The 24,529-nt window shown below is 47.0% G+C and carries 17 protein-coding genes and 2 pseudogenes; 16 read left to right on the top strand and 3 right to left on the bottom strand.

The window, feature by feature from the left end:
- Positions 1-181 precede the first annotated feature (181 nt).
- On the bottom strand, positions 182-715 hold the full coding sequence (locus AC781_RS08725; protein ID WP_141675846.1) for a hypothetical protein: 534 nt from the start codon (positions 713-715) through the stop codon (positions 182-184).
- A 72-nt stretch (positions 716-787) separates the two neighbouring features.
- On the opposite strand from AC781_RS08725, the gene AC781_RS08730 reads away from it, so the two are divergent.
- From AC781_RS08730 to AC781_RS08755, 6 genes are all read left to right on the top strand, one after another.
- Entirely contained in the window at positions 788-1,165 is a 378-nt protein-coding gene (locus AC781_RS08730; protein WP_067776703.1) for a helix-turn-helix domain-containing protein, read from the top strand.
- 66 nt (positions 1,166-1,231) lie between these two features.
- A complete protein-coding gene (locus AC781_RS08735) occupies positions 1,232-1,792 on the top strand; it encodes a phage connector family protein (protein ID WP_067776706.1) in 561 nt (186 codons plus the stop codon).
- Positions 1,793-1,867: 75 nt separating this feature from the next.
- Positions 1,868-2,638 (top strand): hypothetical protein, encoded by a 771-nt coding sequence (locus AC781_RS08740; protein ID WP_067776709.1) that lies wholly within the window; start codon positions 1,868-1,870, stop codon positions 2,636-2,638.
- Between the two features lie 145 nt (positions 2,639-2,783).
- Positions 2,784-3,143, top strand: a complete 360-nt coding sequence (locus tag AC781_RS08745) for a hypothetical protein (protein WP_067776712.1) — start codon at positions 2,784-2,786, stop codon at positions 3,141-3,143.
- A 33-nt stretch (positions 3,144-3,176) separates the two neighbouring features.
- Complete coding sequence (locus tag AC781_RS08750) at positions 3,177-5,267, top strand: hypothetical protein (protein ID WP_067776715.1); 2,091 nt, start codon at positions 3,177-3,179, stop codon at positions 5,265-5,267.
- A 158-nt stretch (positions 5,268-5,425) separates the two neighbouring features.
- A complete protein-coding gene (locus AC781_RS08755) occupies positions 5,426-6,151 on the top strand; it encodes a hypothetical protein (protein ID WP_067776718.1) in 726 nt (241 codons plus the stop codon).
- A 51-nt stretch (positions 6,152-6,202) separates the two neighbouring features.
- Here AC781_RS08755 and AC781_RS08760 read toward each other — a convergent pair whose 3' ends face one another.
- Together AC781_RS08760 and AC781_RS08765 are read right to left on the bottom strand one after the other, a co-directional pair.
- Positions 6,203-6,775: a hypothetical protein gene (locus AC781_RS08760; RefSeq protein ID WP_067776721.1), complete on the bottom strand. Its 573-nt coding sequence runs from the start codon at positions 6,773-6,775 to the stop codon at positions 6,203-6,205.
- 102 nt (positions 6,776-6,877) lie between these two features.
- Positions 6,878-7,891: a PA14 domain-containing protein gene (locus AC781_RS08765; protein ID WP_071133478.1), complete on the bottom strand. Its 1,014-nt coding sequence runs from the start codon at positions 7,889-7,891 to the stop codon at positions 6,878-6,880.
- A gap of 527 nt (positions 7,892-8,418) precedes the next feature.
- On the opposite strand from AC781_RS08765, the gene AC781_RS13745 reads away from it, so the two are divergent.
- The 10 genes and pseudogenes from AC781_RS13745 to AC781_RS13415 all read left to right on the top strand — a co-directional run.
- Complete coding sequence (locus tag AC781_RS13745) at positions 8,419-9,147, top strand: hypothetical protein (protein WP_141675847.1); 729 nt, start codon at positions 8,419-8,421, stop codon at positions 9,145-9,147.
- A complete protein-coding gene (locus tag AC781_RS08775; RefSeq protein WP_067776730.1) occupies positions 9,126-11,477 on the top strand; it encodes a DEAD/DEAH box helicase in 2,352 nt (783 codons plus the stop codon). The genes AC781_RS13745 and AC781_RS08775 overlap by 22 nt, the downstream gene beginning before the upstream one ends.
- Positions 11,478-12,128: 651 nt before the next feature.
- Positions 12,129-12,551: pseudogene (locus AC781_RS14425) on the top strand (ADP-ribosyltransferase-containing protein); the annotation flags it as partial.
- A gap of 192 nt (positions 12,552-12,743) precedes the next feature.
- Positions 12,744-16,133 (top strand): hypothetical protein, encoded by a 3,390-nt coding sequence (locus AC781_RS08785; protein WP_067776736.1) that lies wholly within the window; start codon positions 12,744-12,746, stop codon positions 16,131-16,133.
- Between the two features lie 343 nt (positions 16,134-16,476).
- Positions 16,477-18,114: an AAA family ATPase gene (locus AC781_RS13400; protein WP_083076874.1), complete on the top strand. Its 1,638-nt coding sequence runs from the start codon at positions 16,477-16,479 to the stop codon at positions 18,112-18,114.
- Positions 18,111-20,114, top strand: coding sequence for a PEP/pyruvate-binding domain-containing protein (locus AC781_RS08795; protein ID WP_071133482.1), 2,004 nt, complete (start codon positions 18,111-18,113; stop codon positions 20,112-20,114). Before AC781_RS13400 ends, AC781_RS08795 begins: the two co-directional genes overlap by 4 nt.
- Before the next feature lie 13 nt (positions 20,115-20,127).
- Positions 20,128-21,567, top strand: a complete 1,440-nt coding sequence (locus AC781_RS13750; protein WP_141675848.1) for an SLC5/6 family protein — start codon at positions 20,128-20,130, stop codon at positions 21,565-21,567.
- 90 nt (positions 21,568-21,657) lie between these two features.
- Positions 21,658-23,130 (top strand): Eco57I restriction-modification methylase domain-containing protein, encoded by a 1,473-nt coding sequence (locus AC781_RS13405; protein WP_083076876.1) that lies wholly within the window; start codon positions 21,658-21,660, stop codon positions 23,128-23,130.
- Positions 23,127-24,080 carry a BsuBI/PstI family type II restriction endonuclease gene (locus tag AC781_RS13410; RefSeq protein WP_083076879.1) on the top strand — a complete coding sequence of 318 codons (954 nt, stop codon included), beginning with the start codon at positions 23,127-23,129 and terminating at the stop codon, positions 24,078-24,080. The genes AC781_RS13405 and AC781_RS13410 overlap by 4 nt, the downstream gene beginning before the upstream one ends.
- 80 nt (positions 24,081-24,160) lie before the next feature.
- Positions 24,161-24,529 (top strand): annotated as a pseudogene (locus AC781_RS13415) (IS5 family transposase); the annotation flags it as partial.

The following is a 24,529-nucleotide window of genomic DNA, read 5'->3' on the forward strand; positions in this document are numbered from 1 at the left end:
ATCCTGATCGGCGCCCCCTTATCCTCCGCATCCCGGATCAGCAGCGAAAGCGTCCTCCGGCACATCCGGTACACCACCTGCACCTCCTTGATCGAAAACTACTCCCTCCGCTCCGAAATCTCAATAGTCCTGCTCATAATAAAATAGAAATCAAATCATCGTTACATACATCCACAGACAATCAGCCCTCCCCGCCGCACCGGGCCTCCCCGCCCCCCTGCGCATCGCAATGCGCCGCCAGATACGCATCCAGCGACCTCTTGTTGATCAGAATAAAAGGCCGCGTCCTCTGCGACGGCGTCCCATGGTGAAAAGACAGGATAGCCACTTGGACTTCAATGTTCTTTTCTTTGGAATCTTTGACAATCTTGCGCACCGTATAACGGGAAAAACCATAAACCAGCATCACCTCCGCACACGTCATCCACTCCCGCCTCTTCCACACCTCCTTGCTATCATTATCCCTCCCGGATAAAACAGAACCCCGCTTCAAACTCGCAGGCAACCTTCCATCCCTCCTCAAATTGATCTCCCGTGCATATAATACGACCAAATCCCGTATCACCTTCTGCACCGCATAATCCAACAAAAGCCCCATCTCGTGCTCCCGAAAACGGATCAAATTCGGATCAAAAAAAGCTGCGGACCCTTGTAAATTCAGAACTGACGTTGTCATGCAAAAAACATTCTCCCGTCTAACGAAGAAAATAGTCAACCTGAAAGCCCCAATCGCCTAACAGCAACAAAAAAACTTGAAACACATATTGGTAATTACTAGAATGAAACCGTGGAAGACCATCATGAAATAAACGCGAAGCGACTGCGGGAATGGCTCACCTCCCGCCATATCACGCACAAGCAATTCGCATCCATCATGGGCGTCGCCGCAACGACCGTAGACGGATGGTGCTCCAACAAGGAAATCGGAAAAAACCGGAAACGCAAAATCCAAAAAACCATAAACGACTACGACCGCCGCTCCCGCACCCCCTCCGCCTTCCGCACCCGCCTCAACCTCGCCGTCAGCTACGCCACCGGCAGCCACCTCTTCACCCCCGGCCAGTGGGAAGAAATCTGCCGCGCCGCCACCTTCATGGGCCTCACCCCGGGCGAATTCGGCCACAACGTCGTCATGCACCACATCCGTCGCAGGAAAAAAACGTAAAAAAAGCATCAACTCACGTTATGCACATAAGCAACCCGGCAGCCGGAGAGCTACCCTTGTCCCGCAATGGACAAGATCACCCTCTATCAGCAAGCCCTCCACACCCTCGGAGACCGGGAATACAAACGCGACACCCCCACCGGCCAGGAATGCGACCTCTGGTACCCCACCGTCCTGCATGAAGCCTTGAACTACGGCGCGTGGACCTTCGCCACCCGCCGCCGCACCCTTGTGCCCACCGCGCCCGGCATCTACCCCCTCCCGGCGGACTGCCTCCGACCGTTGAAAATCAACCACGCCTCCTTCGAACTCATCGGGCGTGACATCCTCTTGAACACCGCCTTCCACCCCATGCCGGACCACGGGCTGGAACTCACCTACATCAGCAGCGGCATCGGAATGATCGAGGCCCTTCCGGACGACCAGCCCCTCTTTGTCCGGGGCATCGTCCTCCTCCTCGCCGCCCGCATGGCGGCCAAAATCACCGGCCAGCCCCAGCTCGCCATCCAGCTTGAGCAACTGGCGACCGCCGCCCTGTCGGAAGCCCTGCACAAAAACATGCTCGCCGCCAACAGCAACGACCAGCACCCCCTCGACCGCATCCTCCAAACCTCCATCCTCGACTGATAGACTCGTTTCCGGCTCATATCCGGCAAACATCCTTCAATTGTCCCTTGTACCTTGTAAATTGTACCTCCTCCCATGGGTCAAATCCTCGGCAACGCCTCCATGGCGAAAAACTACAAAGCCCAGGCCTCCACCATCGAAGCCCAGGGCCGCGCCCAACAGGCCGCCTACAACCTCAAAGCTGCCAACACCGAAGAAGAAGCCCGCGCCGACACCCGCCTTGCCGGGGCCAACATGATGCGCCAGCGGCAGAACCAGACCGCCGCCCTCGCCACTGCCCGCAATACACGCGCCGCCTCCGGCTTCACCGAACAAGGCAGCGGCCAGCAAAGCGAACTCGCCCTGGCGGACATCTTCGAAACCGCCATCGCAGACATGGCCCTCTCCAACGCCATCGGCGAGAGCAACAAACGCCACGCCGCCAGCGTCTCCCGCCAGCAGGGTCGCCTCATTGCCATGCAGGCCGGAGCGCAGGCCGCCCAAAACCGCCGCCTCGCCAAATCGGCCCAAAACGCCGCATGGATACAAGGCGGCATCACCGCAGCCTCCGCCCTCATCGGCGGCATCTCCTCCACCGGAGCGGCCACAGGCACAACCGCCGCCAGCGCAACCGCCGTAGCAGGGCAAGGCACGGCCACCGCAGGCAGCATCCTCCCCACCTGGGCCACCAGAGCCATCCGCACAGGCAACAACGCCTACGACCTCACCGGAACCTTCCTCCAAAGTTCCCCCGGCGCCATCTCCGCCAGCCAGCAAACCGCCACCAACGCCGGAGACGCCCTGAACGCTCTCCTCGCCTCCTTCCTCTCTCCCCAAACCCACCCCAAACCTCCCTCCAACCTCTGACCACACACAAAAAAACACCCCCTCCCATACATCCAATCCGGCGATCAGCCGGATTCTAGCCTCAAAAAATCTGAGAAACATCTGTGTCCATCTGTGTTCCCAAATCAAAAAATTGTCCCTTGTCCCTTGTAAATTGTCCCTTGAAATGAACTGCACCACCCGCGCCCACACCTTCCTTGAGGCCATCCAGCCCGGATCTTACGCCGCCCTCATCCGCCACACGCTGGAGCAGGGCGGTATCATCCACGCCGCGCCCGACTGCTTCTGCCTCGCCGTCCCGATAGGCGACGATCCCCACACCCTCCTCATCCTCTTCCAGTGCTCCCATCTCCCGGCCCTCTGGCGGCTCGCCCGCATGTACAGCCCGCAATACACCCACATCCGCTACCGCCGCGACTTCAAAAACGGCTACCCCGAACGCACCGTCCCCCTCTCCCGCCTCCTTCGCAAAACCACCCTTGTGTCCTCCCTCTCATTCTCCCGGGCGCAGCCCGCAAACATCTAAAATTGTCCCTTGTAAATTGTCCCTTGTACCTCCATGAACACCCCCCTTTATCAAGGCACACGTCCCAGCCTCGATGCCGTCCCCCAGCCACCGGCCAGCCCCACCCTCGCCACGCAGACCAATGCCCAGGCCATCCAGCGCGGAGCCGCTACCCTGGACGCCACCCTCAACCGCTTCTACGACATCCAGGACTTCGGCGAAAGCCAGCGCGTCGAACAACACCTGCGCGACAACAACGCCGCGCTCGACACCGAATTCGACCGCCTCGCCGCCCTCGCCCCCGGCAGTGAAGAATCCCTCTACGACCAGGACGGCCGCCTCATCCCCGCCCGCCTCGACTCCCTCGTCAGCCAACACGCCCGCAACATCGACAACCTCCGCACCCGCTACATCCGCCCCGCCGCCCAACTCCAGAGCGACACCCTCGCCAGCCGCATCCGCGCCGACCTCCGCACACGCGCCTACGGCAAAGCCACCCAGCGGGAAATCCACACCTCCCGGCAGGCCTACGCCGCCAACCTCACCGCCGCCCTCGGCCAGCACCACTACGACGAAGCACGCGACATCAACCGCCGCGCCCTCCAAAACTCCCTCATCACCCAGCCCGAAGCCGACTACAACGACTGGCAATACACCCAGCAGTCGCTCATCCGCCAATACCAGACCGCCATGGCCCAAACACCCCTCGACCTCGCCGCCCAGGTAGAAGACGGCCTCTACGACGACATCGACCCCGTACAAAAAACCGCCCTCGACCGCCAGCTCGAACTCGCCCTCCGCCAGACCCGGCAGCAAATCCCCCTCACGGCACAGGAACGCGCCATCATCGCAGACGGCGGCAGCGTCCGCCCCCAGTACGCCGACCTCCCCGGCGACACCGAAGACATGCGCACATGGCGTCAGGCCAAACGCACCGGCACCCTCCACCAACACCGCGCCGCCATCGACGACGCCTGGCAGCAAGACATCTTCAACGCCCCCGTCCTCAAAACACAAGGCGAATACAACCAGTGGAAACACAACCTCGTCAAAACCTACTGCGACCCCCAAACCGGCTTCGACGCCGACCCGGACGCCATCGCCCTCGCCGCAGACGACCGCATCGCCCACAACCTCGGCCTCGCCGGAACCGACGACAACCTCGACGCCTCCCGCTTCTTTCAAGCCATCGACCCGCAGGACATCTCGCCCGACATGCACGCCCGATGGCGGCACAAAGCCGACAAATGGTATTTCACCGATGCCAACCGCCAGGAACACGAAGGCAGCGCCTACGACGAATACATCGCCCAGAGCCAACAAATCAAACACGACGCCTACAAAGCCTTCCTCTTCTGGCGGGCAGGGAACCCCGGCAAACCCTACTACACCCAGTACCAGAAAGCCTGCACCCTCCTCGCCGAACGCGCCTCCGCCCGCAACGAACAAACCGCCATCAACGCCAGCAGCTACTTCGACAAATACAGCGACGGCGACTGGCGCGACGGACAAAAAACGCAGGACACAGCCGCCCTCGCCGCCCAGCAGCAGGCCTACGCTCGGAGGCAACAGGAAAAAATCGCCTCCGCCGCCCGCGCCCGGCAAACGGCGGCGCAGACAAGCGCCCCCAACCTCCCTCCCATCCTCGCCACCGACATCGAAAACATCCCGGACGAAGCCCCCGGAGCCTACCTCACGCGGGCAGACTACGAAGAAATCGTCAAACGCCTCGGCGACGGCCCCCTCCTCCTCGGCACACTCCCCGGCAGGGGCTCTCAGCGCGCCTCCTGCCGCGTCCCCATCCTCGGCTGGCACGAAGGGCAGGGCACCCTCCTCACGCGGGGAGCGCGCCACAACCAGCTCGGCAAACTCGGCCCCATCCCCGCCCTCGAAATCCGCTTCGCCAAAGACGACAACAGCCAGCCCCTCACCCCCGCTCAACTCGAATCCCACATCAAGGCCCGCCAACGCTCCACCCCCCAGCCCAGCCTCTTCGCCACCCCGGACGACGGCCTCCTGCCGCCCCTCGACCCGAACGACGACACCCTCGACACCTACGAAAACGAAGCCATTGAAACCGCTACCCCCATCAGCGAAACCCTCCCCGAAGAACTCCCCACCGGCCCACTCCCCCTCACCCCATAACCAACCAAACCGTCCTCACCATCCCATAAACCCAATCCTCATCCCAATCCGGCAATCAGCCGGATTCCAACCTCAAAAAATCTGCGAACCATCCGTGTCCATCTGTGTTTCCCAACCAGAAAATTGTCCCTTGTCCCTTGTAAATTGTACCTCCCCCCATGTCCCTCGACCTCAAAGAACACTGGAAATACATCCCCCCTCCAGATCTCCTGCAACCGGAACCTCTCCCGGAAAATCCCCCCATCTCTCCGGAACCTCTCCCGGCAGACACATTCCCGTCTCCCACCCCCATCCCTCCGGGCGACAGCCCGCAACCTTCAAACATTGTCCCTCGTACCTCGTCCCTTGTACCTCCTCCCGGCCCCTCTCCCCATCTCGAAGAACTCCAGGCCGCCATCCTCTCCCATCACAACGACCCGGAACTCACCTCCATCCTTGCTCGCAACAAGGAACTCGCGGCCTACACCCGCCGCTACGACGGCTCCGTCCCGGCCAAAGCCGTCCTCGGCGAACGCATTGCCCGCGAACTCCTCGGCCCGGACCGCGCCCGCGACCCCGGCCTCTACTTCCTTGCGACTCAAACCCGGCTCCCCGAAGCCCAAACCCGCACCCAGGCCTACGCCGCCATCTACGACCACTACGCCGGGAAACTGGAAACCGACTACGCCGACACCCTCGCCCGCCGCGCCGCCGAAAATGAGGAAACCTTTTCTCTTAGCCCCAGTCAGGCCCTCGCCAGTATTGGAGCTCTTCTCCTGACACTCTCCGCCGATGCCAACATCTCCAGCACCATCAAAAACACCCTCTCCACCCTACTCAAAAAAGAACAATCACCTTCCGAAAAGAAAAACAGCAAACCTGTCTCGGAAAAACAAACAGAATAACGACAGCCCTTCGAACACAGACGCCCCTCCACAGGAAAAGATAAACGGGCATCACTCCTCCTTCCGGAACCTCGCCGCTTCTGCCTCCTCCGCAATCCGCGCGTCTTGTACATGAACCAGCCTGTTAAAAGATTGAATACCATCTTTATCCTTCATCTTTAGAGGATTTAAAAACATGACATCCAGCGGGCAGGAATAAACATCTCCCGCCTTCTTGTCGATCCCTTTCGAATCAAGAAAAACATACCATAACTCCCCCTGCACAGGCGAAGAAATGAAACGCTTGGAACCGTCAGAATGAATCACCCCACTTTCCGGCAGACTCTCGGCGATCTGCTCAATCTCCAAAACAGCCCCGACAGGCAAATTGCCCCTCAACCCCTGAACGACGCGCGAATGATAAACCCTCTTCCAAACAACGCCGTTTCCTGCTCGAACTGGCTCATAGGAAGACGTGTAAACACAAACGAGCAGCACAGTATCCGCCCTTCGCAAATGCTGGGCGATCACATCCTCCCGCGACTCGGGAACAATATCCTCAGATGCCAAAGGTTCCGCAAAAACCGCAGTTGACGTCCAAAATGCAAAAAAACACGAAACCGAAAGAAAAAATGCTTGAAACATACTTTAATAATGATAGCTGAATAAAAAAATAAAGCAAGAAACCATGACATGAAAAGGGAACGGGTTTCCCCGTTCCCTGAAAAAAAGGAAACAAAAACAGGATTAAAGCTCAAGATCAAGCGTTGACCTGTATAACAGCCACACGCCGCCGCTGAGGAATGATCCTGCGGATTGATTGTCTCCCGGACAGAGCCCCACATGCAAACTGTCCCCGAAGATCACGATATCCCCTTCCTGAGGAGTGGAATAATCGTCAGGCGCAACATAATCGGGATTGGGACATCCCAAATCCTTCATGATCCTGCTCTTCAGAAATCCAGACAAAACTTCCGCGCTCATAATGATATGCTTGCCGGGAGGAGTGGAATTTCCTGCATTCAGAGTAGCGCTACTCCAGCCCAGATTCTCCACATTATTGGAAGCGGGAGAACCATCGGGATACTTGGATCCGGATAAATTGAAACCATAACGGCTCAAGGCGATACTCAGGCGGGTCGCACATGTTTGTTTCCCGGCCATCTCCTGAAAAGCCTTATCTCCGAAAAGTTTCCAGATATCATCTGCCTCTGAGGTAGGCACCGTCACATAATCCACGCTGCCCATATAATAGCCAAGCAACTTGTTGGCCTCTACCCGGGACATGATATTTTCGGGAGCGTCGATATCCTTGAGACGAATCCTTTCCCCGTTCACGAAAGACTCGAATTGAGCGGCATTCGGATACCCGGCGATTTCCTCGGGAACCGCCAGATTCTCATGATGGAACTTCGCATAATGGAACCCCTTCTTGAGCTCAAGGGACGCTTCGCGTGAAGTGGAAGCATTGCTGCCCGTCACCTCGACCACCTTCTTCCCGTCGATCTCGATAAATCCGTTATCGTCCACCTGAATCCTGAACGTATAATTGCCGGTTTCCGGAATGCGGAGATACCCCGCCCAGTCATGGGCGGACAGATCGTCACTGTAATTCCAGGCCAACTGGGGCGACTGACCGTCAGTAACCTTGTAACGGCGGTTATTCTCTGCATCCAGCGGATGGAACGGCTTCGTTGATATTGCCATAATAGTATGTATTCTATGGGTTTGATTGATCGGCAAGGCAGTCTCGCCCCACATGGACGAAACCCGTTGCCGATACCCCCTTTGTACCGGCAGGCATCACGAAACAGGAATATGCATAACGTGAGTTCTTGATAAAACACTTACCATGAAAGAAAAAATAACACTCAAGAAACTTCGTTCCCGGCAAAAAAACACGGCATCCTGCCGCAAAAGGAAGCCATCACCCACGCCCTCAAAAAAGAAACCAACCACCTCACCGGCGACAAACAACTCCTCTGTGACAAACACTTCGCCAACCTCGTCAAACTCGCCTGCACCGCCGGGAGTCTACGGCACCAGTTCCCGTCCCATAGCTGTAGGGAGCGTAGAAATAGATAGTAAAATCGTTGTCTAACTTGTGTTAATTGTTAATAAATGTGCAAAAAGATACGGATATGCGAGAAAAGAAATTGGACAAAACATCTGTTAGGTGTCATACTTTTTGTTACATATACAGGAAATTGTTAGGAAAATAAATTTTATTTACTGTTATTTTGATTTATTTGCATCATTTTCTGATATTTTAAAATTAAACAAAAATTATGAACATCATAAGCCATGATTTACAACAACAAAAAACAGGGGATGATTTGTTTAATTTTAGAGATGTAAATATTCATCGAATTTGCGTTAAAATTGATGATATAGAGAATCACGTAGATAGAATAACTCATTCTATACAAAATACATCATGGATAAACGCATTGGATCCTATTTCTCAAACTTCTTTTCGGGCGGCTTCTAAAAAAACAATTGAAAAATTGATTGAGATTTTCTCCCAACAGGATGAACCAGTGAGTTCTGAATTGGGAGAATATATAATCTCGATATCTGCTGGGGATGTGTTGGAAGATAAACTTCAACATAAAAAATTGCCTATTTCCGAATTATGGAAAGAAAAGAAATCAGGTAATCACGGATTTGATTTTCATACAATCACTCCTGAAAACAAAGTGTCTTTTGGAGAAGCCAAATACGGTCGATCGTCTAATAAACATCATGATTCTTTTGATCAAATTATCGATTTTATTGCTAATGATAAACATAAGATAGACTATGTGTTGCTCAAAGAATTCATCAACGAAGAAACAAAAAACAATATGTCGCAACACAAAAATTGTTTTTGTGCAACATTTTCAATAATAAACGAAAATTCATTCAATCGATTAATGAGTAATGAATCAGTTCGATCCAAAATAAATAGAATAATCCCCGATAGTGAAGAAATCTTCATAATAGGTATTGCTATATGTCACTCAAAACAATCTTAGAATGTGATGATTATGATGCTCTTTTAAAGAATATCATATATAAAATTCACACACAAGGCCCCGTTGATCCTCATTCATTTGAGGAGTTATCATATATAAAATATATGCATCCTGATATTTTTGAAAAACAGGAAAATACATTAATGCATGTTCTAGGTGTTTTTTATAAGACAAGAAATCCTCAAACAGTATTGTCATTAGTCTACTCTTCTTTCAAAGAAATGATAGAAGAAAAAACACATCACTTGTATACCCCATCTCAAGCATCAATATATGAACATATAAAGAAAAATAAAATATTCTCATTTTCGGCACCGACAAGTGCGGGGAAATCTTATGTTTTTAGAGATTTAATACGAGAAGAAGAGGGAGATATTGTTATAATTGTTCCATCACGAGCATTAATAGCCGAATACTTAATCCATATAAGACGCATTCTTCAAGCAAAAACAAATATATTAGTATTACAACACATTGATAATATAAATAGAAATCATGTTAAAAGAAAAATATTCGTTGTAACACCGGAAAGAGCAATGGAAATTTTCAACCCTACTCATCAACTTAGGATATCTTTATTTTTGTTTGACGAGGCGCAAATTTGCGAAGAACCGATTAGAGGTGTTACTTTTGATTCATTAGTGCGCAGGGCTTTACGTATATTTCCCAATACAAAAAAAGTGTTTTGCCACCCTTTTATAGAAAATCCGGAAGCCCAATTTGCAAAACATAATCTTACGGAAGATGTCTCTTCGTTTGTGTATCAACAAAATTCTGTAGGTAAATTATTTATTAGAGGTGATGACGGATTGAGCACATTTAGCATATTTTCTCCGTATGATGAAAAAGCTCATCATAAAAAAAATGTCATTCATTTAGAAGATGATATTATCGAGAACATTATAACAAAAAAAGGTTGCGTATTGATATATGTATCCAAAAGATCTATATATACATCTAAAATAAAAACAGATTTTTTGAAGTATATAAATCTATGCCAAGATATTGATGATCCTTTTGCAATAGAAATTATCGAAAAGATACGAGAACATATTGGATCTAAAAATATTAAATCAGAATTTATTGAGTATCTTTCACGAGGAATCGTCATCCACCATGGATCAGTGCCATTGATAGTTAGATCTTTGATAGAAAAATTTATTAATGCAGGCTTCGCGCGCATTTGCTTTGCAACATCAACGTTGCTTCAAGGGGTTAATTTGCCTTTTGATGCTATATTTATAGATCGTTTCAATTTCGGAGATACTAAAATAGAATCTAAATCATTGAACCTAAAAAATCTCATAGGTAGAGCAGGGAGAACAATGTTAAAAAAAATAAATTCATTTGATTATGGTTTTGTGATTATCAAAGGATCTAATGTGCAAACATTTGTAGACTATATTAAAATTCCAACAAAATTAGAGTCTACATCTATTCTTGATAGCCAAGCTCATTCAGAAGAAGATGATGAATATGAGTTTATTGAGTCGGTGAAATCTGGTGAGATAGACTCTGAACTTGGATTGCCAAAAATTGAAATACAAAGACTTTCTTCTGATGAAGTAGAAAATAATATATCTATTCTTTTGGAATATTTATTTCATGAAAAAAAACTTATTACAGGAAAAGAATACAATAATTTGAAAGAATCATTACGCACAAAAATAAAAGATTCCTTTAAATATATATTCCGCCAATCCCTAAATAGAGATTTAACAGAATATGAAGAATCCGTTTTATCTTCTTCTATTACTATTTTGTTATGGAAAATTCAAGGAAAAACGTTTAAGCAGACCGTGACACTTCGTTATAACTACATAACAAAAAAAGATGAAATAAGAAACGAAAGAAAAAAATTAAAAGATTCTTTAATCACTCAAGAAGAATTTGATGCATATTGTAATAATCTAAAAATAAAAAATTCTGTTGCAGCCACAAAACTGCCTAACAAGAATATAAAATATAACTTTCTATTCAAACAAAACACCAATATAGCAGATATAAATTATGATGTTGTCCTTTTCGATACTTATGATTATTTGGATGAAGTAATATCATTTTCATTATCTGGGAAATTTATCGCTGCATTTGAAAATTATTATCGTAAAACCTATGATATTAGAGCAAAATATATGGTAAACATTTTTAGATATGGAACTAATGATGATAAAGAAATAATGTTGTTAAGATATGGATTTTCTTTCGAAGATATAGAAAATATTTATGATCATGTGACCGAAGTATCGGAAAATGAGATAATATTTGCGGATTCTATTAGAAATTTAAATAACACATACATTAAAGAATTAATTCATAGATATATATAGGCCTACTCACTATTATTATGTATGCGATGTATCCAGAATCGGGGAAGATAGATGACCTTTTTCAAAGCATACTCGACAATTAGGGTATCAGATCCTTTCTATCCATATAACTAGCCCGCTATCTGTTCCCTTTTCTGTGAGAATACGGCTCCATACTTCACAAAGATTTGTGCTACCGAATGTCTTCGCCATAAAAAACATTCCGTTTTCGGACAATTGCAAGAAAACATGTTCTTCAAACCGTTACTGCTTTCTGGAAGTGCCTGTTTTCCTCCTCTTCGGCACTGTAAGGCCGAGGTCGTCCCGCCTTGAAAGGCAATCCCGTCACCTCCAGATATTCTAGGAGAGCAGGCAAATGGGTACTGTTGTTGGTTTCCATTTCGATGAACGAAACACGGCATCCGCCCCTGCTACCACGACGGCACGGCGGAAAGCCGCCAGCTCCTCTTCGTTCCCCTCTCCAAACGCTTCAACTTCAGTCACTGGGACAGCTCCTTCTCTCTTCAAACCACATCCTCCCACCCTCCGGGCGACAACCCGCAAACATCAGACATTGAACCTCCCTCCACCCCCGCCTTCAAACAATGGTTCGGAGACTGGGAGCTCGACCCCGCCCACGCCTCCCACGCCGTCGATGAACACGGCGTCCCCATCCTCTTCTACCACGGCGGCAGATTCGACGCCCGCCGCTCGCCCGCCGTCTTCGAACCGGGAGCCGGGGGAGGCATCTACTTCACGCAGGACAAAGACACCGCCCAAAGCTACGCCGGAGCCTGGAACCTCACCCCGGCATGGCTCAACATCCGCCGCCCCTTCCGCCCGGACGACCCCGCATCCCTCCGCGCCCCGTGGGTCACCCAATACATCCGATATTGGGAACAGGAAGAAGGATGGACCGACCGAACCACCGGCGAAAGCATCACGGAAAGCGACGTACGAGACATCATCGCCGAAGGCTTCCTCTACGACTACGAACCGGACGGCTCCGGCGAACGCTGGCATGACTTCCTCCGCTGGGTATCCGAACACCACGACGGCTACATCGGCATCGACCCCACCGACAACGGAGCCCTCATCGCCGTCGTCTTCTCTCCCTCCCAAATCAAATCCGCCACCCACAACCGGGGAACCTTCGACCCCGCCAACCCAGACATCACCTTTGCCCTCACTCCCACATCCTCCTCTCAACTTCCGGGCGACAACCCGCAAACATTCCACCTCTTACCTAATCCCTCTTCACTCTTACCTTCATACTCCCTCACCAGCATGAGGAAACTCGTCTCCACCCTCACGGAACCCACCATGCAGGCCACCCGTGCCGCCGACCTCCTCAAGGACTTCGACGCCGCCGCCGAAAACTGGAACCGCATCACCGCAGGCAAAAAAGACGCCCCCACCGCCCGCGAAGGCGCGGAACTCTTCGGCCTCATCACCTCTCTCATCTCCTCCGCCCGCTACACCCTCCCCCCGGGCTACCGCACCAACCTCCACCTCCAGATGCAATGGGCCGCCACCTACGCCGCCCTCGCCGAAAACGGAGAAATCCCCCTCAAGGGAACCCTCCAGACGGGAGATGCCATCTACCGGAAATTCGAAGCAAACCTCATCAACCACACCGCTACCGCCGCCACCCCGGAAGAAACACGCGCCACCCTCGCCGCCATCGGAACCAAACGCCTCGACCGCATCATGGCCGACATCCTCGACCGAATTCGCTACCAGCTCGCCCGCTACGCCAAACAGGAACTCTGGGACAAAACCATGCGCCGAATCGATGCCGCCTACCCCAAACAACAACCCGGCAAAAAGCCCCTGCGCGGCAAAATGGAAGCCGACCACTACCGCCGCCTCGCCCTCTACCGCGACATGCTCCAGGCCACCGCCGACCAAAAACTCGACGCCCTCACCGCCCTCGAAGCCCTTTACGCCGCCGAAGAAAACGACGCCACCCTCCACCGGCACGAAACCGACCTCCTCGCCTGGGCCACCTACGGCCACTACGAAGGCATGACCCTCCCGCAGGCGCAGGCCGCCATGAAAAACCTCCTCGAATACACCCTCACCGGGCGCAACGCCTGGGACATCCGCCTCGCCCACGAACGGGGCAGGGCCAAACACACCTCCCGTCAAATACAATCCCGAATCCCCGAACCCAACTCCGCCGCCAACCGCGCGGAAACCCGCATCGCCGAAGCCACCCGCCTCCGCCGCTGCCTTGCCTCCCTCCCCAACCAGTGCATGTCCTACTCCCAAACCATGCTCGCGCTCGAACCCGTCCTCGGTCCCGAACTCTCCTGCCGCAAAATCGACGAAATAGCCACCGCCAACGCCGCCCTCCTCAACGCCACCAACGACCGCAACGCCTGGCTCTACCACACCGTCTCGGGCATCACCGGAGCCCGCAGCGAAAACGAAGCCGAACAATGGCTCGTGGACTTCGACACCCCGCACCACACCGGAATCACCCTCCGCCCCCACATCACCATCAAAACCACCCTCACTCTCGCCGAAGCCCGCGAATGGCTCCGCCTCACCCCGGAACAACGCGCCGTCCGAAGAGAAGAAACCGCCCGGCAGGACGCCGCCGCCCAAACCGTCACCGAAAACATCCCCCAGGAACAGGACATCCCCCTCATCCGGGAAGCCCTCGCCCGCTACGACCAGGCAAGCCCCGCCCAACAGGAACGCCAGCAGAAAATCACCGTCGAACGCACCGTCCCCGACCAGGCCGCCACCGCCCCCCTCCGCTGCTCCCGCGACTGCGCCCTCTACGCCATCCTCCTCCATGAACAAACACAGGACTACGGCGACATCTACAGCGACGACGGAACCCGCATCCGCGACGGACTCCTCCGCCACGAAGGCCTCGATGACGAAGGAATCGCCGCCCTCTACCAATACGTCGGAGAACAGGGCCTCGCCTACGGCTACGCCCTCCGCGCCCGCCTCCACGAACAGGGCCTCACCCTCGCCCAAATCTACGAAACACGCATGGGCGTCCCATTCACCTTCAAGGATAAATACTACCGAGCCACCTTCGACCGCAACACCACGCAGGACAAAGACACCCTCGCCTCACCCGCCAACGGTCCCATCGGCAGCGGCAAATACGGAATGCTCATCCCCCGCCGCCTCCACCGCGAAAACCTCGACTGGAGCAAATCCGCCTCCCTCGTCTTCCTCGCCGCCTCCGCCGAACAGGACAACTACATCTACACCTCCCACATCACCGCCGACTGGCGCACCCTCCTGCGCGACAAACAACTCCACCAGAAACTCACCCTCCACTTGGGGCAGGACACCCTCCACAAACTCTCCTGCTACCTCGACCTCATCGACGGCGCCACCCTCGAAAACAACCGCGCCTTCCTCAACCTCTCCCGCCTCCAGAGCAACCTCCAGCGCGCCTTCGCCTACTCCGTCCTCGCAGGCAACGGCTTCGTCCTCCTCAAACAGGCCACCGCCGTCATGCACGGCTTCTTCGCCGGATGGGTACCCACCGCCATCCTCGAAAAAGCCGACGAAACCCGCGAACTCGCCCACCGCCACATCGGCTTCGCCGAATACCTCTACCACTTCGCGCGCTCCAAACTCGGCGCGGGCGACATCACCATCCGCGAACTCGCCGCCACCCCGTGGATCAAAGCCCGCCTGCGTGGAGAAGGCGACATCCTCGCCCAGATCGCCAACCAGCTCCCCGGCCAGCGACACTCCCGCCTCGAAAAGTTCCCGGAAAAAGCAATGGCCCTCATCGAAAAAATCGATGTCAAAGCCAACCTCCTCGCCATGCACGCCCTCGCCAACGCGTACTACGCCTCCGCCAGGAAACTCAACACAGAGCAGGGCAGCCCCTACACCGACCACCAGCTCAAAACCGCCGCCCTCCGGCAAATCGGCCACGCCCTCGAACTCGGAGCCCAGCCCCTCACCAAAACCCAGAAAAGCATCGGGCAGGCCGCAGGTGGCCTCCTCTCCCGCCTCGCCTACATCATGCGAAGCGAACAAATCAACAAACTCGGCCTCATCATCGCCCAGTGGAAAAGCGGCAGCACAAGGAACCGCGTCTCCGCCGTCCAGAGCTGGCTCACCCTCGGCGTCACCTCCTCCCTCATCTGCTGGCTCATCGACACCCTCCGGGACACCGGAGACGACGACGACAAAAACGATCAAAACAACCACCCCGCGAAAAAACTCCGCAAATACGGCGCCACCGCCCTCCTCGGAGACCTCACCAGCATACCCCTCGTCGGAGAAGGCATCAACTACCTCGCCGCCAGCATCACCGGAGAACGCGCCTTTGCCGACTCCTACTCCCGCACCCTCCTCGACATCCAGGGCATCACCTCCGCCCTTAAAAAGGAAACCAACCACCTCACCGGCGACAAACAACTCACCTGGGACAAACACTTCGACAACCTCGTCAAACTCGCCCGCGCCGCCGGAGTCGGCGGCATCTACTCCCGCAGCCCCAGCCAAACCCTCTCCACCACCGGCTCCCTCCTCCTTACCCTCGCCACTGGCGCCAACATCTCCAAAACTGCCAAAGACTTTTTGGGTTCTATCTTCAAACAGAAAGCAATCATGTACAAAAATAAAACTTCCGTTATCAATAAGACAAGCGCTTCTTCATATAATGCAGTGATAAAACTTATATAATTTCATGCGATCACGTGAATATAGAAAGAAACAAATACCGTAGAAGAATTACTCATATTCAGTGTTGAAATCATCTTAAATACATCTAATTTTAGTATTAATTAATTGCTTTCTCGTGAATCATGATTGGGCGACTATTCAGTAGAATGTTTTTGATGGATTGGTAAATGAAAGTGAAAAATCTCATTTTGAAACGTCCCAATGCACAGCAGTCATTTTCTGCGTTTGTTATTGATTGTCTGTTATTTAAAAAATGCAAAATCTCATTAAAAATATGTTAGATTTTTTTGATGGCAAAATGCTTGCATCTTGACGAAGCTATCGGCTATATTAGCCACTAGGTATGAATTCAATAATCAATCCACCAAAGACAGAGTTGTTAGTAGATTTGATAGGACCCCTTATTAACATATCTTGCGTTCCTGATTTTGAGCAAATCCCCTCTGTGAGATATCTTCATGAGCGAGATATTGCTAGTATATGGCAGAATAATTATCCAAAACATGATATTCCTAGATCCGCAAAAGATGTTATAGAGAGAACTCTTCAAGTGATGTGTGAGTCAAAATTGCGCATGAAGCTGATTGATAAAGAAATTTTAGAACAAGTTTGTAAAGCTAAAGAATTTTGTGATGTTAAAATACTCAGTAGCTTAGGATCTAATAATAGTGATAAAACTGAATATAAAGAATTATGTAATAAATTGTTCCAAGAATCAAAAAATCTTTTAATATCTTGTTCTAAGGCATTATTCAAACTGAATCATAGGGAAATTCCAGTCTTGGAGGATCAAGATTTTGAAAACATCAGTCTAGAAAATTACATTAAAGCTTCAAGTTCTACTGACAAAAAATACAGAATTGTATTTGACGATGATATTAATTATAGGGTCCTAGTTGAAAATGAGAATAGCGTTGATCAGTGGATCAGCGGAGTGGATTGCTGTGATTGTGCTAATGATTTAAAATTCATTCTAGAGGATCGACTTCGTATAACAATTAGTGGAGATGTTGTTAATTCAATTAAAGAAGTTTTTAACAATAATAAAAATTGGGATGCGCTTGCTAAGTATGAAACAACATTAAAAGGATTTTATGTGTATAATCTAGAGGATAGAGAATATATCAATAAATGTATTGAAACGATAAATGATTTAATTCAAAATACATCAACACAACGAGATAAGCCTATTTGTGTATTTTTAGCAGGGAAACCTGGTACGGGAAAATCATTTTTTGTAAAATGTTTGGCAAAATTTCTAAAAATAGCTGAAAATTATCCTGTTACTTCATTATCTGGTGTAGCAAGAGATAAATTTTACCACGCTGTTAATAATCATATTTCTAGAGCATTCGACCAAAATTTGGTTGAAGATACTTCACCAACTATTGCCTTTCTTGACGAAGTGGATACAAAAGGGGATCACTTAGCCTTTCGTCTCCTTATGGATGCCATGACAGGAACAAGAATGGATGAATATGGTATGGAAAAGGATTTGAAGTTAAAAAGTTGTACTTCACGTAATCTCATTTGGATTTTTGCTGGTAGTGGAGGAGCCGATCGGGAAGAATTTATAAAATGTTTCAAATGTGACGAGCTGAAGGTTGCAGATTTTTTTGATCGAATTCATTTTGATATAAAATTGCCGTCAGCGGATCATCCTGGACAGGTTATCCTTACTTTTTTAAGTTCGTTAAAGAGATTAATTGCTCCTAATAAAGAATTGATTATAAAGATTTCAATAAAGGTGCTCTACTTATTTGCTCAAACTCGATGGAAAAGTTCTAGACAAATTATGACTATTTGTAGGGTTATTTTTTCAAAAAAATACAATGCAAATAAAAATAAGTTTGAACTTAATTTTGAAGACTTCAAAGATATGGATGTATCTCCAGAATTTGAAAAAATATACAAAGAATTAATGGATGTTACTTTTTCCGAAAAAACGATTGAAATCAAACAAGTGAATAAAGAATCATGAACGAATATATAATTCAACTTCGGGATAAAAAAGCATCATCGAATGATAAAATTGGAAGTAAAGCTTCCAATTTAGTTAAACTTGTTTCAATGGATATCGAAGTTCCTGATGCCTTTTTTGTTACATCAAAGATGCAATACGACTTTTTTCTGCGAAATAAGATTCTAAAGCTCATTCAAAGTGAGTCTAAAAAACTTTGTTCTCAAGAATTTTCGGTGTCGCTAGTTGCAGCAAAACGTATTCGTGATGCTGTGATGCAAGGATCTTTTTCTAACGACGAGCTTAATCTCATTGATAATGCAGTAGTGCAGTTGGTTGGAGATCAGAATAATAGGAATCTTGCTGTTCGGTCGAGCGGAAGCATGGAAGATGGTGTCACGAATTCATGGGCTGGCCAATTTGACTCTTTTCTAGATGTTAATCCACACGATGTTCCCAACTACATTAAACAATGCTGGGCTTCATTATTTGGGGCTAGAGCAGTCAGATACGGTGTTAACGTTTTAGAAAATGAAGACATACGTCCGTTTGCGGTTATTGTGCAATTAATGATAACTGGGGAGTGTTCGGGAATTGCTTTTTCAGCAAATCCGCTTAACGGAAAAACAGAGCATGTCCTTGTAGAAGCAGTTAAAGGAAGTGGGGAAAAAGCGGTAGGAGGACAAGAAACTCCCTATTCTGTCATTCTTGATAAGAAGGAAAAACTCGTTTTGCAAAGAAAATTCGGTAGTCAAGGCAAAGTAGAGCTTCTATCTCCTAATTTATTAAAAAATTTGGTTGTTGAAATTATAAAAATAGAAGAAATATTTTCTATTCCCGTTGATGTGGAGTGGACTATTAGAGATTCTAAAATTTATATTTTGCAAGTTCGCCCTATTACTTCATTCGCGGTGGCATCCCCCTTAAAAAAAGGTTGCTCATTACCAGACATTATGAATTATGAATTAACATTCAAGGTAATGGGATTGAATGTTCTGTTCGCTGATTTACTCAGCCATGGATTTGGTTATTTACACCCACTCTTTATTTGCAATAAAAATGAGTTTTGGCAGTATTTTACAAAAGAACGCATGGAATATGCTGCAAAGTACGGCTATAAATGGTTAAGTTCGCCTACTGGATTTATAGATTACCAACAAAAATTTGAAATTTTTCATGGTAAATCTATTGTTCGTTTAGAGAATATATTGAAGAATGAACTTGCATCAAAATCAGTACAAGATTTTTTCTCAATTCTTTATGAGTATTTTGTATTCTATTCTAAAATGGATTTTCAGTTTACCAATTTGACATTTTTGTATGCGGATGAAAATCCGATCATTTCTGAAAACTTGAATAAACTGTCCGCTTTCAAGGATATTGCGCGTAACTGGATAAATAATATATCTATTAATGATGAATGCTTATTTAATAAATTACTATTCCAGATATCTCATAAATTTGATGTAACTTGTGACGATTTACAGCTTTATAAAATTCATGAAATTATCGAGCTTTTTGATAAAAAAATGGTTATTCCTGCGGAGATTAAATTACGTTCAAAAGGTGCTGTTATCATAAATGATGGTTTAACAATTAGGTATATTTTTGGGCAGCAGGCTACAATGTTTATCCATAATGTTGAAAAAATTAGGAGTATCCAAGAACATGCAAAAATCGTTGGTCAGGTTGCCAATAGGGGAGAGGATCGTTATGTTATCGGTACTGCATGTTTGATCAATGTTGATTATACTTGTCTTCAAGAAATGGAAAAGGCTATTGCTCAAATGAAAGATGGGCAAATACTTGTGTCTGAATTTACTGCTCCTGAACTTATGTTGGCCTGTTCTAAAGCTAGAGCAATTGTAACCGATATGGGAGGTATGCTATCACACGCAGCTATTATTAGTCGTGAATTTAAAATTCCATGTGTTGTTGGAACAGAACATGCCTCTCGTTCCTTGGTCAATGGGGATCAAATCAGAATCGATCTTGATCTAGGAATTATTGAAAAATTATGAAAGACTAGCATTCATGGGTATTGTGCAACCAAGAAAATTGGACGATGCATTAGGGGATTCTGGATATAGATTAGATAAATACTTCCTTGGTGATAGATCAATCATATTTAATAGAATATCAGAACTCTTGATATCGGCATCATTTGGAGCAAACGCTATTCTTTATTCAGTATGGTTAGGATACATTATGGGCGTATGGGCTATTTTTATACATTTAGCTTGGTGTGTAAGTTTTATTTTATTAGGGAAATTTGTTTTTAATATTTATCATTATACGAGCCTTCATGATTTTCTGGGAAGTAAATTTGGTAGAACGACGCGAATCATCTCTGCGTTATGTTCTATTATTGGTATTGTATACTTTACCGGTTGGGAAATTGCAATCACCTTAAACGGAGTTGAATCTCTAGCCAGTTTTTCTGATCTTGGGAACTCTGTAAATTGGCCTATCATTACCACCTTGATAGTGATGACAGCCTTATTTTACACGGTACTTGGAGGAGTAAAAGCGAACAGCATTATCAATCCAATTCTTAATGCCGTGAAATTGTTTCTTTTGTGTGGTGTTGTTTGTACTATGCTTTGGATTGTTTATGATAAAGAGCAACTGTCCGTAGGATTATTTGTTCCAGATTTTGACCTATCAATTTTAAAATTAGGAGTTATTGCATTCATAACGAATATTATATTTAACCTTTCATGGCAATTTGTTGATAATTCATCATGGCAAACGATTAGCTCCAGTAACAATGATATTGCTGGTTTGAAAAAATTATTACCACGAACTAGTATAGGTGTCTTATTTGCCTATATATTGGGAACGATATTAGGGGTGACTCTTAGAGTAATTCCAGATTTGAATTCAGATAATATTCTTGGAAATTTAGCCCTTATGTGTAGTTCAAGATATAGTTTTCTTTTACCGTTATCTATGATTGTATTACTTTTATTTTCGATGATGTCGTTAGTCGATGGATTAGGACTTTCTGTTTCTCAAACTATAATGGTTGATTTAAGAATAACAAATAAGTGCAAAAAAGTTATAACAAGTATTAGCCCAATGCAGTTAGCACGTTTTTTTACTATATTATCTGGAATATTTGCCGCATGGGGAGTATCCTTTATATTAAATATTCTTGGTATTAATATTTTTGATTTTGTGTACATATTTATCGTTATTCAGTTAAGTCTACTGGGACCCGTGCTTGTCGGTCTTTTATTCAAATTTAGAAATATACAATTTATTTGGGTTAGTATAGTTATTTCTTGTGTGGTTGGAATTAGTGCCAATGTGTTCGGAGGATTATGGAAAATTAGTTGGCTGCTTGATGCCGCAGGTACGATTACTACATTGACTTCTATATTGGTAGCTTTCAGTATGTATTGGGTGGCAAAAAGTCGTAGGCGACGTGTGCGAGAAATTATTGAGGGGTCCTCAACTTCAAAAACTTGATGTGTGGATTTCGAGAGAAGAACTGATTTGGGATTGTGCTAAAAGTTGTTCTGAGTTACTCTGATGGCAGTTTTAATGGAAAATCAGTGAATGAGCCAGCAACTCAAGCTTACAAATAGCATAGACTACAAACCAATTTCAGTCTCTACGTCACTTCGGAAAAAAAACTTGGGACAGTATATGACTCCTGAAAGCATTGCACATTTCATGGCCGCAATGTTTCCTGATTCATTTGATCGAAGTTGTCATCTTTTGGATGCAGGAGCTGGGTGTGGTGCCTTAACGAGTGCCTTTTTAGATCGATGGAAAACTGGTAAGTTTGGCTTTTCTGCTGTTAATGTAACAATGTATGAAATTGATGCTCTTCTTCGGCAACAGTTGCATTCTCAGATAGCCAATTATCCTGAAGCTAATATAAGCGTTTTAGAATGTGACTATATTATGGATTCTATGAATAGGCTTCCACATGAGGAAACTTATTCTCATGTAATTTTGAATCCTCCATATAAAAAAATAAATAGTCATTCAACTCATCGAAAAGCATTGAACGCTATTGGTGTAGAAATGGTGAATTTATATTCTGCTTTCGTGGCGCTAGCTATTCTTCAAACTAAACATCAGGGACAAATCGTCGCAATTATTCCTCGTAGTTTCTGTAATGGACCCTACTATAAAGCTTTTCGTCAATTGCTACTTGAGCACACGACCATAAAACATATTCATTTGTTCAAAGCACGCAATAAGGCGTTTCAAGAAGACTCTGTGTTACAGGAAAATATTATTATCCGACTGGAGAAAGGGAGTTCTCCCGCAATGGTAAGGATATCTTCATCCACCGACGCTTCTTTTGATGATTTATCGTACTTTGATCTGCCTATTGAGCGTATCGTGTTTCCAGAAGATACAGAACAGTTTATTCACATTCCTTCCTCTACTGAAATACTAAATCTAGAGTCATCCGAATCTATTAAATATTCATTGCAGGACTTGAATATTCAAATTTCAACTGGACCTGTTGTTGATTTTCGTCTTAAAGAACATTTGTGCTCAATGCCTTGTGAAAATACTGCGCCACTTTTGTATCCAATACATTTTCGAACAAACAAACTCGTTTGGCCTTTGTCTGATATCAGAAAACCTAATGCAATTAAAAGGAATGTCGATACAGAAAAATGGCTCTATCCAACAGGTTTTTACTGTGTCGTTAAACGTTTTTCCACTAAAGAAGAAAAACGTCGTATTGTAGCACGAGTGATTGATCCAAACGTTTTTAAAAATATGCCGCCTGTTCTTGGCTTTGAAAATCACCTTAACGTGTTTCATCAAAATAAAAGAGGATTGCCACCAGAATTGGCTTACGGATTATCGACCTTCCTGAACTCAACGGAATTAGATGAATATTTTCGTAGATTTAATGGGCATACGCAAGTCAATGCAACGGACCTCAGAAAACTGAAATATCCCAGCATGGATGTTCTACTTCAACTTGGAGTATGGACTATGGCACAGTCTTCTTTTGAGCAGAGTGATATAGACTTAAAAATTACAGAATTAACATCATGACTCATCAATATACTCATTTGCAAACAGCGCAACGTATCCTCATAGAACTGGGTTTTCCTCGAGGACAACAGAATGACCGTTCTGCCTTGTGTCTTTTGGCGCTTCTAAACTTGAGTCCCGAAAAAAAATGGCATGAAGCAGAACGCCCGTTAATAGGAATAACTCCCATTATGGAGTGGGTTCATCGCTTCTACGAAATAGCCTATGCACCTAATTCTCGTGAAACCTTTCGTCGGCACACTATGCATCAGTTTTGTGAAGCGGGAATTGCTCTTTATAATCCAGATGATCCGCGTCGTCCTGTTAATAGCCCAAAAGCAGTTTATCAAATTGAACCTTCGGCATTGGACCTACTGAAAAAAGTACATTCTCAGGAATGGCAAGACTCATTGAAAATATGGCTTGCTTCCAGAAAAACATTAAAAGAACGCTATGCCAGAGAACGTCAGATCAATCGTATTCCTGTTACCATTGCTAAGAATCAAAAAATTTCTCTTAGTCCGGGAGAACACAGTGAATTAATCCGTCAAATTATTGAAAATTTTGCCTCTCGATTTATTCCTGGAAGTTGTTTGATTTATGCTGGCGATACCGGGGAAAAATGGGGCTATTTTAATGAAGAATTATTACGTCAACTAGGTGTTCGTATTGATGAACACGGAAAAATGCCGGATGTTGTTTTTCATTTTATAGAAAAAAATTGGCTGATTGTAGTTGAATCTGTTACTAGTCACGGTCCAGTTGATGGTAAACGACACGCAGAATTAGCCAATCTATTTGCTGATTCTTCAGCCGGAATAGTTTATGTCACAGCCTTTCCCAACCGTTCAATCATGGGGCGATATTTAGGTGATATTGCTTGGGAAACAGAAGTATGGGTTGCTGATGCTCCTACTCATCTAATCCATTTTAATGGAAGTCGTTTTTTGGGCCCCTATGTGGAAAAATGAATATTAATCCTCGCGATTCAAAAAATTTACAGAGACTAGATATTGTCGACAATTAAAGAGAATGGATTATAATAGATAGCATGAGCGGATCACTCAGGCATCAGTTGAGAGACGACCAATGGGAAAGAATCAAGGATTTTCTTCCCGGTAAAAAGCAGGATGTTGGATGTACAGCCAAAGACAACCGGTTGTTCATCGAAGCTATCATATACAAGGCAAAAACAGGATGTGGTTGGAGAGATATTCCGGAGAAATATGGAAAATGGCACAGTGTACATAAAAGATTTTTGAGATGGAGCCGCAAAGGAGTCTGGCAAACAATTTTTAACACTCTCGCGTGTAGCGCGGATACGGAATGGCTCATGATTGACTCAACAATTGTAAGAGTTCATCAATATGCATGTGGAGCCAAAGGGGGAAAAAAATGAGCAAATAGGTAAATCCCGAGG

The sequence above is a fragment of the Neoakkermansia glycaniphila genome (assembly GCF_001683795.1).
Classification (GTDB): domain Bacteria; phylum Verrucomicrobiota; class Verrucomicrobiia; order Verrucomicrobiales; family Akkermansiaceae; genus Akkermansia; species Akkermansia glycaniphila.